The 15902-nt window shown below is 61.9% G+C and carries 7 protein-coding genes, 2 rRNA genes and 1 pseudogene; 2 read left to right on the forward strand and 8 right to left on the reverse strand.

Annotation, left to right across the window (positions count from 1 at the left end):
- Positions 1-30 precede the first annotated feature (30 nt).
- Together JN756_RS27210 and JN756_RS27215 are read left to right on the forward strand one after the other, a co-directional pair.
- A pseudogene (locus tag JN756_RS27210) lies at positions 31-144 on the forward strand (LysR family transcriptional regulator); the annotation flags it as partial.
- A 314-nt stretch (positions 145-458) separates the two neighbouring features.
- Complete coding sequence (locus JN756_RS27215) at positions 459-749, forward strand: DUF3077 domain-containing protein (protein WP_017849488.1); 291 nt, start codon at positions 459-461, stop codon at positions 747-749.
- A 143-nt stretch (positions 750-892) separates the two neighbouring features.
- On the opposite strand, the gene yfiB is transcribed toward JN756_RS27215, so the two are convergent.
- The 8 genes from yfiB to JN756_RS27255 form a co-directional block, all read right to left on the reverse strand.
- Positions 893-1384 (reverse strand): outer membrane lipoprotein YfiB, encoded by a 492-nt coding sequence (gene yfiB / locus JN756_RS27220; protein ID WP_079444696.1) that lies wholly within the window; start codon positions 1382-1384, stop codon positions 893-895.
- A gap of 4 nt (positions 1385-1388) precedes the next feature.
- Positions 1389-2651, reverse strand: coding sequence for a diguanylate cyclase DgcN/YfiN (gene dgcN, locus JN756_RS27225; protein WP_046488234.1), 1263 nt, complete (start codon positions 2649-2651; stop codon positions 1389-1391).
- A complete protein-coding gene (gene yfiR / locus JN756_RS27230) occupies positions 2648-3223 on the reverse strand; it encodes a regulatory sequestration protein YfiR (protein WP_046382063.1) in 576 nt (191 codons plus the stop codon). The genes dgcN and yfiR overlap by 4 nt, the downstream gene beginning before the upstream one ends.
- Positions 3224-3366: 143 nt before the next feature.
- Complete coding sequence (gene recD, locus JN756_RS27235; protein WP_201021544.1) at positions 3367-5436, reverse strand: exodeoxyribonuclease V subunit alpha; 2070 nt, start codon at positions 5434-5436, stop codon at positions 3367-3369.
- Positions 5433-9107: an exodeoxyribonuclease V subunit beta gene (gene recB, locus JN756_RS27240; protein ID WP_017849493.1), complete on the reverse strand. Its 3675-nt coding sequence runs from the start codon at positions 9105-9107 to the stop codon at positions 5433-5435. The genes recD and recB overlap by 4 nt, the downstream gene beginning before the upstream one ends.
- Entirely contained in the window at positions 9104-12556 is a 3453-nt protein-coding gene (gene recC, locus JN756_RS27245; protein WP_201021545.1) for an exodeoxyribonuclease V subunit gamma, read from the reverse strand. Before recC ends, recB begins: the two co-directional genes overlap by 4 nt.
- Positions 12557-12692: 136 nt before the next feature.
- Positions 12693-12808: ribosomal RNA gene (gene rrf, locus JN756_RS27250) — 5S ribosomal RNA — on the reverse strand.
- Positions 12809-12964: 156 nt separating this feature from the next.
- A 23S ribosomal RNA gene (locus JN756_RS27255) occupies positions 12965-15856 on the reverse strand.
- Positions 15857-15902 lie beyond the last annotated feature (46 nt).

Below are 15902 nucleotides of genomic sequence, written 5' to 3' on the forward strand. Positions count from 1 at the left end.
TAAATCGCAGAGCATCCCAGCGATGACCTCGACTTGAGGAAGTTGAAACGGATTACGTTGTTGTGGGACTACATCAGGGAAGTGACGGAGCAGAATCGGGGGTTGTTGATGGGGGAGACGCGGGAGATGCGGTTTGCGGATTAAAGGGCCAGCAACGACGATTCGCTTTAAATTGCAGGACGATTCCTAGAGAATCTCCACCCTATTGCGCCTTAGGGTTCGAGTCACTAGCCTCCGTACTTCGCTGAAATCAGCGAACGGGTTTAGCGACCCGAACCCGGACACAGCCCCCAACGGCAGGAGCTTTGTGCTCTTCGTTCTCGTGTTATGGCGGCTGTGCGTGGGAGATCTTCGGGTCTGCCGGGTCCTGGGTCCGGTTCGCTAACCTGCGTACAGCTGCCACCCTTTCATGTTTAGCGACATGAATGGGTGGTTCCTAAAACTCCCAGGTATAGATCATGACCAAAATCGTCCCCGACCCACCGCTTTCTGCCTTCACCACCCTCGGCGTCGTCACCTTCGGCGACTACGGCGAAAACGAAAAACCACTGTTCCGCGTCAACGCGGGCATGCCGCTCGGCGAAGCGCTGGAACACGCCTCTACCCTGCTTTACTACGCCAAGAAACTCGCGATGGAAGCCGCCATGGATGTACGTGGCGAGCAATACGCCTGGGCGGCGCATTATCTGTGTGAGATGGGCAAGGCGGTGGTGGATGACTTGACGCAGGCGCTGACGCCGAGCAGTTAAGCGAACACTGTACAAATGTGGGAGGGGGCTTGCCCCCGATAGCGGTCGGTCAGACAGATGCATGCTGACTGACACACCGCTATCGGGGGCAAGCCCCCTCCCACATTTGATTGCATTTCACGCATTGGAATGGGCGAAGTCGCTTAGTCGGTACTTACCACAATCGACACCCGCCGATTCTCGGTGCGCCCTGCGGCGGTGTCGTTGGCGGCCACCGGCTGGCTGCTGCCCAGGCCGCGCAGTTGGATATTTTCCTCCTTCATCCCCACGCGGGTCAGCACCGTGGCCACGCTTTTGGCGCGGCGCAGGGACAGTTGCTGGTTATAGCTCTCTTTGCCCGAGGCGTCGGTGTGGCCGTCTACCCGCACGCGGTCGATGCCCACGCCCAGCAACGCCTTGCCGATGCGCTCGACAATGACCGTGCTGGGGGCGTTGAGGCTTTCGACGTCGCTGCCGAACAGCACTTTGCCCGACAGGCCGAACGCCCAGCCGTCGTCGGTCAGTTCGAAGCCTTGTTGCTTGAGGACGGCGACTTGCGCCGGGCTCAGGCCTTTGGGAGGGGGTGTCTGGCAGCCGCTCAGGGCCAGCAGGGCCACAAATAAGGTGATAAACACAACGCGTGCAGTCGAGAACAAGGGATCAACTCCTGTGGTGAACGTTGACGACGGGGAGCTCCGCCTCCGCCGTTTGCTGGCCGCCCAGTGACAACCGTTTGGCCTGGTACATCGCCGCATCGGCGGCGTTGAGCAGGGCGCCGGGGGTGACGCCATGATCGGGGTAGATGGCGATGCCGATACTCAGGGAGGTCAACACGTGGGTGTCGCCCGGCACCGGGATCGGTATGTCCATGCTGGCAATGATCTTGTCGGCGATGCGCTGGGCATCTTCCACCTTGTGCAGCGGCGAGAGCAGGATGGCGAACTCGTCGCCGCCCAGGCGTGCCACCAGGTCGTCTTCGCGCAATTGCGCGCGCACGCGCGTGGCAACCGCCACCAGCACCGCATCGCCGGCGGCGTGACCGAAGTTGTCGTTGATGTCTTTGAAGCGGTCACTGTCGAGAAACAGCACCGCCACCCGCTCGTTGGCCTTGGCGGCGCTGCGCAGGGCACGGATCAGGCGGCCTTCGAAGAACGCGCGGTTGGGCAGGCCGGTCAGGCTGTCGTGATTGGCCTGGTGGGCAAGGCTTTCGTTTTCGCTTTGCAGGTGGTTTTGCCAGGCTTGCATTTCTTCCAGCAGGGCATTGAAGTCGTTGCCCAGGCTGTCGAGTTCGGCGATTTGTGCCCGTGGCACGCGGCGGTCGAAGTCGCGCTCGATGCGCGCGGCGTGGGCCACCGCCGCGAGGCTGTGCAACGGCCCGGTAATCCCCTGCAACAGGCGCCGCGCCAAATGCACGGCGACCCAGGCGCTGAGGACGGTGCAGATCAGAATCCCGGCCAGGCCGCTGAGCAAAAAGCGCAACAGGCTGCCGCCGTGACCGGTCAGGTGAATGCTGCCGATGGTGCGCCCCTGGTGAACGATCGGCTGGCTGATCGGCTGTTCGAGCAGCGAATGAGCCAGTTGCAGCTCGACCCGGGACAACATCCCGGTGTCCGGCCGCAGCCACTGCGCCAGTAGCCGGCCGTTGGCGTCGAAGACTTGGGCCTGGGCCACTTCTTCGGTGGAGGCGATCAGGCTGAGGGCTTCGGTGGCCGCCGCACGGTCGTTGAACACCACCGCCGCTTCCACGGTGTAATTGATGGAGCGTGCGATCAGGTGCAGGTTGTGCTCGGCATACACGCGCAGCGCCAGCACCCCGAGCAAGGTCAGGGACACACTGGCCAGCGTCACCGCCACCAACGCCAGGATCAAGTGCCCGCGGCCGATGACCGAGCGCAGGGTCGGTTGCGCTTTCGTCCATCTCATGACGCAGGCGCTCGACGGCGCGACAGCTGCAACACGCTGGGGTGAATACGCACGCCGCTGCGGGCCACGGAGTCGAGGTTGACCTCGAACGACACCTGCTCATCGCCCACCCGCAGGCAGAACAGACTGCCGACGGTGCATTGGTCGCCGCCTTCGCTGATGCTCAGTACCGGGTGGCCCATCAATGACGCAAACAAGCGGCTGCGCTCATCGGTATTGAGTTCGCCGATGTACACAGCGTCGCAGGCATTGACGATATCGGGGTTGTCGGCCAGCAGGCGCTGCACCACCACCGGGCGACCGGTGGCTTGGGTGGTGCCTTTGACCAGGTCGTCGGTGTATTGGGTCGGCCCGACGACGCACAGGCGCAATTGCGCCGGTTCCACCGGCCAGCGCGCATAACTGAGGATACCCAGCACCACCTGGGTCACCGCCTGGGCACGGGAGTCGGCCATGCCCACGGGGCTGGCCGTCTGGGCAAAAGCACGCGGCGCGAGCAGGCACAGCACGGCCACCAGTAACATGCGTCTCCAGCTCAAGCGATGCTCTGTGGACGAGACAGCCACGTTCATGCAGCGATTCTCTCAGGTGTCAACGAGGGGTGATGCCGCAACGATAGCACAGCGGCGGAAAGCCCCGCGAGGCCACGCCTCGAAGGGTCCCGCTATTTTTTCAGAAAAATATGACACTCAAATCCGAAATACCAAATGACCGATCAGTCAGGTTTCCCGGGCTCATGCCCCAACTCCAGCATCAACCCGCTCAAGCGCTTGACCTTGCGCCGCACGGCTTCTTCGAACACCCCGCCGCGTGGCTCGATCAGGCTGAACCAGCGCTTGGCGCGGGTGATGCCGGTGTAGATCAGTTCTTTGGTGAGCACCGGGTTCAGCGCGTCCGGCAGGATCAACGCGGTGTGGGTGAACTCGGAGCCCTGGGATTTGTGCACGGTCATGGCGTACACGGTTTCCACATCGTTGAGCCGGCTGGGCAGCACAAAGCGCACGCCGCCCTGGCCGTCGTTACGCGGGAAGGCCACGCGCAACACGTGGGGGCCACCGGCGCTTTCGGGCAATTTCAGGGCGATGCCGATGTCGCCGTTCATCAGGCCCAGGCCGTAATCGTTGCGGGTCATCAGCACCGGGCGGCCTTCGTACCACTGCTCGTCGCCGTCGATCAGCCGCGCTTTGCGCAAGGCGGCGGTGATGCGCAGGTTCAGCCCTTCCACGCCCCAAGGTCCCTTGCGCACGGCGCAGAGCAGTTGGAAGGCGTCGAAGGCGTGCAGCAGTTGTTGCGCCCAATGGGTCCAGGCGGGGTCGTCACGCGGGGTGTCGAGAGACGGGCGCGCGGCGTGCAGCAGGTTCAGGTAGGCACGGTAGCCCTCGGCGCCATCGCCCGGCCCGTCCAGCACCAGGCGTTCCAATGCGTGGTCGTGTTCGCCCTTGAGGCTGACGCAGAACAAGTCGCGGTGGCTGCCCGCGGCCAGTAACCGTCGGGCTTCTTCGGCGTTCTGCTGGTTGACCCAACGCGCCAGTTGGCCGATGCCGCTGCCTTCGCCGAAGCGCCGCGAGTAGCGCAGCATCACCACTTGCTGGGCCAGCGGATGGCTGCCGTCGCGGTCTTCCTGCAGGCCGCTGTTGCCCAGGTCTTCACCGCTGACCGCTTGCAGCCATCGGCGGGTGTCGGCGCTGTACCAGCCGGCCTCGGCGTCGCGGCACAGGTCGCCGAGTACGGCGCCAGCCTCGACCGAGGCGAGTTGGTCCTTGTCGCCCAGCAGCACCAAGCGTGCGTGGGGCGGCAAGGCATCAAGCAGGTTGGCCATCATTTCCAGGTCGATCATCGAGGCTTCATCCACCACCAGCACATCCAGCGGCAATGGATTGCCCAGGTGATGGCGGAAGTGGCGGGTGCCCGGACGGCTGCCGAGCAGGCGGTGGACGGTGGTGACCTGGGTCGGGATTTTTTCCCGCACGTTCTCAGGCACATTCAACGACAGCACTTGCTGGCTGATGGACTCGGTAAGCCGTGCGGCGGCTTTACCGGTGGGCGCCGCCAGACGAATGCGCAACGGGCTGCCGGCTTCCACGGCCGGCGCCTGCAACAGCGCGAGCAAGCGCACCACGGTGGTGGTCTTGCCGGTGCCGGGGCCGCCGGTGACGATACTGAACGCCCCGCGAGTGGCCAGGGCGCAGGCGAGTTTCTGCCAGTCGATCACGCCATCGGGCGGCGCTTGGTCGAACAGGCCGTTCAGGCGCTGGGGCAGATCGGCGGCGAGGCTTTCTGCTGTGGCCAGGCGCAGGCGCAAGGCCGTGTCGATGCGCCGTTCGTAGGTCCAATAGCGGCGCAGGTACAAGCGTTTGCCAGACAGCACCAACGGGCGACTTTGCGCGGCCTCGCTGCCGTCGACGGCCAACGCGACCAAGGGGCTGGCGGCCAGGGCGTGGCACCAATGCGCGCCGTCCAGGCCCGCGAGCAGTTGCGACGGCAGCAGCATGGTGCCGGTTTGCAGGTCGCCTTCCGGCGGCAGGGACAGGGCGAAATCCGGTGCCTTGAGGGTCTCGAACAGGTCCAGGCACACATGGCCGTGGCCCAGTTGATGGCTGGTCAGGGCCGCGGCCAGCAACACCAAGGGGTCGGCCTGCGGGTCGAGTTCGTGCAGAAAGCCGACGAACGCCTTATCCAGCGCGCGCAGCCAGCCACGCTCGACCCAACGTTCGAACAGTTGCACCAGATCGGCGGCGCGGCTGAGGGGCATCAGTGCCTCCAGCGGTAACGGCGACAGGCTCATAGCAACACTCCTTGTTCCCAGGCGGGCTCAGCCTTGGGCGGTAACGATTGGCCTTGGAACATCAGGTCCAGGCTCTCGATCAGCGCCCGTGGCGGCCGCGTGAAGTACGCCCCCTGGCTGGCGGCCCGAGTGCCGCGCAGGAACAGATAGAGCGCGCCGCCGACATGGCGGTCGTAGTCGTAATCCGGCAGGCGCGCCTTGAGTTGGCGATGCAGGGCCAGCAGGTAAAGCACGTATTGCAGGTCGTACCGATGCTCAAGGATCGACTGTTCCATGGCGTCCTGGGTGTAGGCCGAATCATCGGGGCCGAGCCAGTTGGATTTGTAGTCGGCCACGTAATAACGGCCGTCGTGCTCGAAGGTCAGGTCGATGAAGCCCTTGAACATGCCGTTGAGCAACACCGGTTCCGCTGCGACGCGGGAGACGCCGTTGTGGGTGTACTGGCACACCAGCTTGTCGAGGGCGAGCACGTCGACTTTATGGCTGGCGAACCAGAACTCCATTTCGATCTGGTAGTGCTGCAGGCCACTGAGCGTGACCTGATCGTTATCCAGCGGCAGCGGTGTTTGCAGCAGATGACCGAGCCAACCGCTGAGGGTGATGATCCAGCCTTCCCAGTTGCGGCGGTTGCAGCGCGCGCCCACGGCCTTTTCGATAGCCTGCGGGGTCACGTCGAAGCCGTCTTCGCCCGCCCACTCCAGCAGGCCATGGAGGAAGGTGCCGGGGTTAGGGCCGCGTGGGAAACGGTGAATATCGCTGCCGGACGCAGCCGCTTCACGTGGTGCGTCAGGGTCGAGGCGTTCGTCGTCGAACAGCTTCTGGGCTTGCGGGCTTTCCGGCGCTTCAAGGTTGGCGGCGCTCATGCTGTCGCCGATGCGCAAGGCGCTGTAGGACGCGATCCACCAGTTTTCCGCAGCCTTGCGTTTGGGCAGCAAGGGCGCGAGCAGCGTGGCTTCGTTACGCGGCGGGTGGAAAACGCTGGCGTGGGCTTCGGGCATCGGCGCGTAATGCACGGCGGCACAGCCTGCCTGCAGGTCCAGCAACCAGCGCGCCAGGCCGGCGGACTCCGCCAACGCGGCGCCGGCACCGAGCAAATAGCCCAGCGCCGACAGGTGCAGCACCGAGCTGCTGTTGTTGCCGCGCTTGAGGTCGGCAATGCCCAGCCAGCACGCATGTTTGGCGCGGGTCAGGGCGACGTAGAACAGACGCAGGTCTTCCGCCAGGCGCTCGTCATCGGCCTGGGCGATCAACTCGGTGGTCGGGCGCAGGCTCACCTGCGACTTGCCGTTGGCATCGTGGTAATGCAGCGGCAAGCGGCTGCCATCCACCGGTTTGGCCGAGCAGATGAAGGGCAGGAACACCAGGTCGTATTCCAGGCCCTTGGATTTGTGGATGGTCACCACCTTGACCAGTTGCTCGTCGCTTTCCAGGCGCAGGATCTGTTCTTCACCGGCCTGCCCCGACAGCGCGAGGTGTTCGGCCAGGTGGCGGATCAAGGCCTGTTCGCCGTCCAGTTCGGAGGCCGCCTGTTGCAGCAGTTCGCTGAGGTGCAACAGGTTGGTCAGCACGCGCTCGCCATCGCTGCGGGCGATCAGGGTTTGCGGCAGTTTGAAGTCGTGAAGCAGGCGACGCAGCATCGGCAGCACGCCTTGGCTGCGCCAGATCGCGCGGTAGCCACGGAACTGCATCACGCGGCTTTCCCACGCCAGTTCGTCCTGGTTCAGACGCTCAAGTTCCGGCAGTGACAGGTTCAAGGTGACGCAAGCCAGCGCGGCGCGCAGCGGGCGTTCGACGTCCGGTTCGGCACAGGCCTTGAGCCAGGCCAGCAGGTCGTGCGCCTCTTGGGCGGCGAACACCGAGTCCTTGTCCGACAGGTACACGCTGCGCACGCCACGGGCGGCCAACTCGCCGCGCACGGCTTGGGCTTCCTTGCCGTCGCGCACGAGGATGGCGATGTCCGACGGCAACACGCCATCGAAGCTGCCGTCGGCGTGTAGGAAACCAGCGCGGCCTTGCTGCCCGCCATTGAGCAATTCGACAATCTGTGTGGCGCAGGCAGCCGCCAGTTGCTGGCGATAAACCGCGTTGGAAATCGGCTGATCGGTGGGCAGGTGCCAGAGGTTCAGCGCGGGCAGCGTCTGACCATCGACCTGCAGTTGCTCCTTGCGGCCTTGGGACAGCACCGGCTGGAACGGCACCGGGTTTTCGCCACTCGGCTTACGGAACAGAAACGCGCCACGCCCGGTTTCCGCACGCTGGAACACATGGTTGACCGCCTCGACCATCGCGTGGCTGGAGCGGAAGTTGGTGCCCAGGGTGTGATGCCGGCCGGTGGTGGATTGGCGCGCGCGCAGGTAGGTGTAGATGTCGGCGCCACGGAAGGCGTAGATCGCCTGCTTGGGGTCGCCGATCAGGAACAGGCCGCTGTCGAGGTGGTTTTCTTCGATGCGGTAGATGCTGTCGAAGATGCTGTATTGCACCGGGTCGGTGTCCTGGAACTCGTCGATCAGGGCGACCGGGAACTGTTCGCGGATCACGCTGGCCAGACGCTCGCCGCCGTCGCTTTGCAGGGCGGCGTTGAGGCGGATCAGCATGTCGTCGAAGCCCATTTCGGCGCGCCGGCGTTTTTCATCTTCGAAGCGTTTGCCGACCCACGCGGCGGCGTGTTGCAACACGGCGGCGTCGGGGGTGGGCAGCGCATCCAGGCTGGCCTTGAGGCTGGCCATGGCGTCGATGCCCGGGTGGTGCGGCGGCTCGCCCTTCCAGGCTTCGGCCATGCCGTCCGGGGTCAGGCGGGTGAAGCCGGTGCCGATGTCCAGTTGTTCGAGGGATTCGTCCGCGGCCCAGGCACTGATCTTTTCGAACCAGGGTTCGAAGTAACGCGCTTGCATCTTGCGCCCATCGACGGCTTTGGCGGCGACGGCTTGCAGGCAGATCTCGCGCAACTCGTCGGCCCATTGCGGCCACGGCGCCTTGAGGGCGACCAGGGCGGCGCGGCGTTCTTGCAGGCACGCAGTGATCAACTCGGCCGGCTCGCGGCTTTCGCCGCTGGGCCGTTCGCTGCCAAACAGCGCGCGCACCCGTGGCATCAGCGCAGCCGGGCCACCCCAGTTGTTGCGCACCCAGTTGAGCGCATCGTCGTGCATCGGGTAGCAAAACAGCCGCCAGTAGTCGCGCAGCACTTCGCCGAGCAGGTCGCTGTGGTCGGTTTCCAGGGTCTGGGTGAACAGGCTGCCGCTGTCGAAGGCGTGTTCGCGCAGCATGCGCTGGCACCAACTGTGGATGGTCGAAACGGCGGCTTCGTCCATCCATTGCGCGGCGATGTCCAGACGGTTGGCACAGGCCGGCCATTGCGCAGGCGGGTATTGATCGCGCAGTTCGGCGATCAGGGCGTCGGGCTGTTGGATCTCATCGCGAAAGAACCGCGCGGCTTCGGCCAGGCGGATGCGGATGCGTTCGCGCAGTTCCTTGGTGGCGGCGTCGGTGAAGGTCACCACGAGGATCTGCGGCGGCAGCAGTTCGCGGCCGAAGCCGGCGTCATCGCCACCGTGGCCGAGCACCAGGCGCAGGTACAGGGCGGAAATGGTGAAGGTCTTGCCGGTGCCGGCGCTGGCTTCAATCAGCTGGCTGCCTTTGAGCGGGAAGGCCAGGGCCAAGGGTTTGCTGCTCATGCGCCGGCCTCCTCGCCAGTGAGTGATCGCCAGGCGGCGTTGATCAGGGGCCGGTACAAGGTTTCGCACCAACCTTCGAATGCTTCGCTGGCCACCAGGGCCGCATAGTCGGGGAATTGCCGGGTCAGCGCGGGGCTTTCGCGGCGTTCGCCATCGGTGTTGATGCCATCACCTTCGTAGGCTTTGCTCGCGGCCGCCGCGGCTTTGGCCGGGTCGGTCTGACCGAGCCAGGCGAACGCAGTTTTAACCGCGACGGGCAGCGGTTTGGCCATGCCGACGTGCCAGGCCAGCAGCAGGTCGCCGAGGATGTCCTGGGCGCTGGAGGGTTCCAACGGGGCCAGCAACAAGGTGTCGTCGCTGGCCACCAGCGCGGTACTCAACGGCAGGCCGCAGGCGCAGGCCACCAAGTGGTTGACCCACGGGCGAATCAGCCGATGCCACTTGCGGGTCTTGATCGAGCCGATGCTGTTGGGGATGGTGGTGACGCTCAACAATCCGCCATCACTGCGCCGATGCAGGCCGCTGATCCAGCCTTCGAGCTGAATGCCTTGATGCTCGAAACTGATCGGTTCCGCGCCGGTGTGCGGAGTGGGCCAGAGGGCCAGCAGTTGTTGATAGCGTTGCAGCAGGCCGGGCAAGGGCTCGATCAGTTCGTTGCGCAGACACTCGCCGAAACCGACCATCGGCAGCAGGCCACTGCCTTGCAGGCGACGGGCCTGGGCGGTGAGCGCCTGGTCGACATGATCGGGCTGGCTCAGCGCGGCGTTCAGCAGGCTGTCGCTCAGGCTGTAGCGTTGCAGGGCGTCGAGGACAAAGGGTTCCTCATCGGCCAGCGGCACTTCGGCAGCCTCGAAGAATACTTTCAGACGCTGGCTGAAGAAGTGTTTGACCGGGTTGCGCAGGAAGTCCTGCAACTGACCGAGGCTCAGGGGTTCTTCCTGTCGATGGGCCGCCAGTTCGGTGTTGTCTGGCGGCGCATCCGTGACTTCGTGCAGCAACTGCCATTCGCGGGCGTAGCTGAACAGCGGGTCACCGGCGTGGAAATAGCGCGCACTGAAGGGTTGGAGCGGGTGTTCCTGGGTCATCGCGTCAAGCAGCGGTGCGTCGCTTTGGCTTGGCTGCCAGCCGCTGGCGAGATGATCGCGCAGTTGGCCGATCAATACCGATGCCGGGCGCTCGCTGTTGTCGCGAATGCTGCGGCCGACCCAGCTGATGTAGAGCTGGTCGCGGGCTGACAACAGGGCTTCGAGCAGCAGGTAGCGGTCGTCTTCGCGGCGTGAGCGGTCGCCGGGGCGGTAGTCGCTGCCCATCAGGTCGAAATCCAGCGGTGGTTGGGCGCGTGGGTAGTCGCCGTCATTCATGCCGAGCAGGCAGACCAGCTTGAACGGGATCGCGCGCATCGGCATCAGGGTGCAGAAATTGACAGCTCCGGCGAGGAAGCGCTGGGACAGGCGCCCTTGGTCGAGACCGGCTAGCCACGCTTCGCGGACTACGGTGAGCGGTAACTCGTCCTGCAGGCCGACGGATTCGCAGGTTTCCAGCCAGGTTTCGCGGAGCTGTTCGAGCTGGCCCAACAGGTAGTCGTCATGTTCGCTGCTGGGCAGGAAAAACAGCTGCATCAAGCGTTGCAGGCGCTCGCCCCATTCTTGCGGAGCCGCAGGTTGCGACAAGGCTTGGTGGGCGTCGCTGAGTGCGTCGAGCAACGCGACCAGCGGGCCGATCAAGGCGGCGTCGAGGCCGCCGATTTCGTCGTAGGGCTCGATGCCGTCACAGGCGACACCCGTGCCCACGGCATAACCGAGCAGCATACGGCGCAAACCAAATCGCCAGCTGTTTTGCTCCAGCTCGTGGGGTAGACCGAGACCGGCGCGCTGTTCGGCATTGAGGCCCCAGCGGATGCCGGCGCCTTCGATCCAGCGATGCAGCGTCGGCAGGTCGCGCTCCTTGATGGCGAAGCGTTCGCGCAGGGCCGGGACGTCGAGCAGGTCGAGGATTTCACTGACCGGGAAGCGGCTGTCGGGGAGCTTGAGCAGGTGTTCGACGGCGATCAACAGCGGGTCGCGCCCGCGTTGGCCCTGGTCGGTGAGGGTGAAGGGGATGAAGCGCGGGTCATTGCGGTCCAACTGGCCGAACACCGCGCGAATGTGCGGCGCGTAACTGTCGACGTCGGGGACCATGACGATGATGTCGCGGGGACGCAACGCAGGATCGGCGCTGAAGCGTTGGAGCAATTGGTCGTGGAGGATTTCCACTTCGCGTTGGGCGCTGTGGGCGATGTGAAAGCGGATCGAGGTATCGCGCTGCAGATCGACGGCGGGCCAGAGGTCGCGGGTTTCGTTGAGCGGGCGCAGTTCGAGGATATCGTCCTGGAGCTGGTTGAGCAGTGTGGTCGGTTCGCCGTCGCTGAACAGGTCGATGCGGCCGTCGCGGAAGGCTGCGCGGTAGCTGTTGGGATCGTCGTAGCTGTCGAGCAGGCTGATGTAGTCGCGACCTTGTTTGCCCCAGGCGGCGAGCAACGGGTGAGCATGCTGGTGCAAGGTTTGCGGGTCGATGGTGACCGGCATGCCGGCTTTGCGTGCCTGGCGTTTGTATTCGTTACGCAGCAAGTCCTTGTCGGCCACGATGTCGGACCAATGGTGGCGACAGGGGTTGTGGACGCAGAGCAGGACCTGACTGAAGCGCGCCAGGCCGGCGAGCGCTTCGAGTGCTTGGGCGGGCAATGAGGAAATGCCGAAAACAATCACTCGGGAAGGCAGCCCTGGCGGCGCTTGCTCAAGGCTATTGATCCGTTCGATAAAGCGCTGATGCACACCGGCACGGCTTTGCGCCATGCCGGCTTCGCCCACATCCAGCAGCAGGGCGCGCCATAACTCGGCTTGCCAGCAGTTGGCGGGGTCGAGGGGTTTGGATTCGCCGCGGCCGTTACGCAGTTGATGGCGGCCGGCGGCCCAATCTTCCAGCCAGTCGGCGCGGTAGACCTGGTATTGGTCGAACAGGTCGGCCAATCGCTCGGCGAGTTGGTAGCGTTTGCGCAGGTCGGAGTCGTCCGTGAGGAAGCGCTGCAGCGGCTCGAAGTGCGGTTGATTGATCAGCTCGGGGAGCAGGCGCATCAGGCGCCAGGTCAGCGGGGCTTTATCGAGCAGGGATTTGGGCGGGATTTCGTCGCGCCCCAGGACCATGCGATAGAGCTGCCACATGAAGCTGCCGGGCAGTTGCACGTCGATCGCCGCAGCAATGCCGCAGCCGCCCATGTCGTCATCTTCCGGATCTTCGGCCAGGGCCAGCTTGAGCCATTGGGCGATGCCGTTGCTCTGGACCAGGGCGATTTCATTTTCCAGAGGGGCCAGGGGATAACGGCGCATCCAACTGACCACCAGGCTGCGCAGTTCGTCCAGGCGGTTACCGTGAACCACCATGAATCCTGCGCTGAGAGGCATCGCATCCGGCATAACGGCTTCCTTGGCAAAAGCAAAATCGAGGCATGGACTTTAGCACTGAAGGCCGTCCGATGAGCCACTTGAGCCTTTTCGACCGCCCAAAACAAAACCCCTGTCTGCGCGAGCAAACAGGGGTTCTGGAATTTAATCTTGACGATGACCTACTCTCACATGGGGAAACCCCACACTACCATCGGCGATGCATCGTTTCACTGCTGAGTTCGGGATGGGATCAGGTGGTTCCAATGCTCTATGGTCGTCAAGAAATTCGGGTACTGAGTCGTGGCCAGCTGGCCTCGCTTCAGCAAATTGGGTATGCGATAGTTTTCGGTGTTTTGTAAGAGTCGAACTTTCGGTTCGTTTCGTCTTCACACACCGCAATCTGGTCTCTTTCGAGTTCGCAAATTGCTTGGGTGTTATATGGTCAAGCCTCACGGGCAATTAGTATTGGTTAGCTCAACGCCTCACAGCGCTTACACACCCAACCTATCAACGTCGTAGTCTTCGACGGCCCTTCAGGGGACTCAAGGTCCCAGTGAGATCTCATCTTGAGGCTAGTTTCCCGCTTAGATGCTTTCAGCGGTTATCTATTCCGAACATAGCTACCCGGCAATGCCACTGGCGTGACAACCGGAACACCAGAGGTTCGTCCACTCCGGTCCTCTCGTACTAGGAGCAGCCCCTCTCAAATCTCAAACGTCCACGGCAGATAGGGACCGAACTGTCTCACGACGTTCTAAACCCAGCTCGCGTACCACTTTAAATGGCGAACAGCCATACCCTTGGGACCGGCTTCAGCCCCAGGATGTGATGAGCCGACATCGAGGTGCCAAACACCGCCGTCGATATGAACTCTTGGGCGGTATCAGCCTGTTATCCCCGGAGTACCTTTTATCCGTTGAGCGATGGCCCTTCCATACAGAACCACCGGATCACTAAGACCTACTTTCGTACCTGCTCGACGTGTCTGTCTCGCAGTCAAGCGCGCTTTTGCCTTTATACTCTACGACCGATTTCCGACCGGTCTGAGCGCACCTTCGTACTCCTCCGTTACTCTTTAGGAGGAGACCGCCCCAGTCAAACTACCCACCATACACTGTCCTCGATCCGGATAACGGACCTGAGTTAGAACCTCAAAGTTGCCAGGGTGGTATTTCAAGGTTGGCTCCACGCGAACTGGCGTCCACGCTTCAAAGCCTCCCACCTATCCTACACAAGCAAATTCAAAGTCCAGTGCAAAGCTATAGTAAAGGTTCACGGGGTCTTTCCGTCTAGCCGCGGATACACTGCATCTTCACAGCGATTTCAATTTCACTGAGTCTCGGGTGGAGACAGCGCCGCCATCGTTACGCCATTCGTGCAGGTCGGAACTTACCCGACAAGGAATTTCGCTACCTTAGGACCGTTATAGTTACGGCCGCCGTTTACCGGGGCTTCGATCAAGAGCTTCGCGTTAGCTAACCCCATCAATTAACCTTCCGGCACCGGGCAGGCGTCACACCCTATACGTCCACTTTCGTGTTTGCAGAGTGCTGTGTTTTTAATAAACAGTCGCAGCGGCCTGGTATCTTCGACCGGCATGAGCTTACGGAGCAAGTCCTTCACCCTCACCGGCGCACCTTCTCCCGAAGTTACGGTGCCATTTTGCCTAGTTCCTTCACCCGAGTTCTCTCAAGCGCCTTGGTATTCTCTACCCAACCACCTGTGTCGGTTTGGGGTACGGTTCCTGGTTACCTGAAGCTTAGAAGCTTTTCTTGGAAGCATGGCATCAACCACTTCGTCATCTAAAAGATGACTCGTCATCAGCTCTCGGCCTTAGAATCCCGGATTTACCTAAGATTCCAGCCTACCACCTTAAACTTGGACAACCAACGCCAAGCTGGCCTAGCCTTCTCCGTCCCTCCATCGCAATAACCAGAAGTACAGGAATATTAACCTGTTTTCCATCGACTACGCTTTTCAGCCTCGCCTTAGGGACCGACTAACCCTGCGTCGATTAACGTTGCGCAGGAAACCTTGGTCTTTCGGCGTGGGTGTTTTTCACACCCATTATCGTTACTCATGTCAGCATTCGCACTTCTGATACCTCCAGCAAGCTTCTCAACTCACCTTCACAGGCTTACAGAACGCTCCTCTACCGCATCACTTACGTGATACCCGTAGCTTCGGTGTATGGTTTGAGCCCCGTTACATCTTCCGCGCAGGCCGACTCGACTAGTGAGCTATTACGCTTTCTTTAAAGGGTGGCTGCTTCTAAGCCAACCTCCTAGCTGTCTAAGCCTTCCCACATCGTTTCCCACTTAACCATAACTTTGGGACCTTAGCTGACGGTCTGGGTTGTTTCCCTTTTCACGACGGACGTTAGCACCCGCCGTGTGTCTCCCATGCTCGGCACTTGTAGGTATTCGGAGTTTGCATCGGTTTGGTAAGTCGGGATGACCCCCTAGCCGAAACAGTGCTCTACCCCCTACAGTGATACATGAGGCGCTACCTAAATAGCTTTCGAGGAGAACCAGCTATCTCCGAGCTTGATTAGCCTTTCACTCCGATCCACAGGTCATCCGCTAACTTTTCAACGGTAGTCGGTTCGGTCCTCCAGTTAGTGTTACCCAACCTTCAACCTGCCCATGGATAGATCGCCCGGTTTCGGGTCTATTCCCAGCGACTAGACGCCCTATTAAGACTCGCTTTCGCTACGCCTCCCCTATTCGGTTAAGCTCGCCACTGAAAATAAGTCGCTGACCCATTATACAAAAGGTACGCAGTCACCTAACAAAGTAGGCTCCCACTGCTTGTACGCATACGGTTTCAGGATCTATTTCACTCCCCTCTCCGGGGTTCTTTTCGCCTTTCCCTCACGGTACTAGTTCACTATCGGTCAGTCAGTAGTATTTAGCCTTGGAGGATGGTCCCCCCATATTCAGACAAAGTTTCTCGTGCTCCGTCCTACTCGATTTCATGACTAAGAGATTTTCGCGTACAGGGCTATCACCCACTATGGCCGCACTTTCCAGAGCGTTCCGCTAATCTCAAAGCCACTTAAGGGCTAGTCCCCGTTCGCTCGCCACTACTAAGGGAATCTCGGTTGATTTCTTTTCCTCAGGGTACTTAGATGTTTCAGTTCCCCTGGTTCGCCCCTTACACCTATGTATTCAGTGTAAGGTAACCATCTTATGATGGCTGGGTTCCCCCATTCAGAGATCTCCGGATCAAAGTCTGTTTGCCGACTCCCCGAAGCTTTTCGCAGGCTACCACGTCTTTCATCGCCTCTGACTGCCAAGGCATCCACCGTATGCGCTTCTTCACTTGACCATATAACCCCAAGCAATCTGGTTATACTGTGAAGACGACATTCGCC

The organism is Pseudomonas sp. Y39-6 (assembly GCF_023651955.1).
In the GTDB taxonomy this organism is placed as follows: domain Bacteria; phylum Pseudomonadota; class Gammaproteobacteria; order Pseudomonadales; family Pseudomonadaceae; genus Aquipseudomonas; species Aquipseudomonas veronii.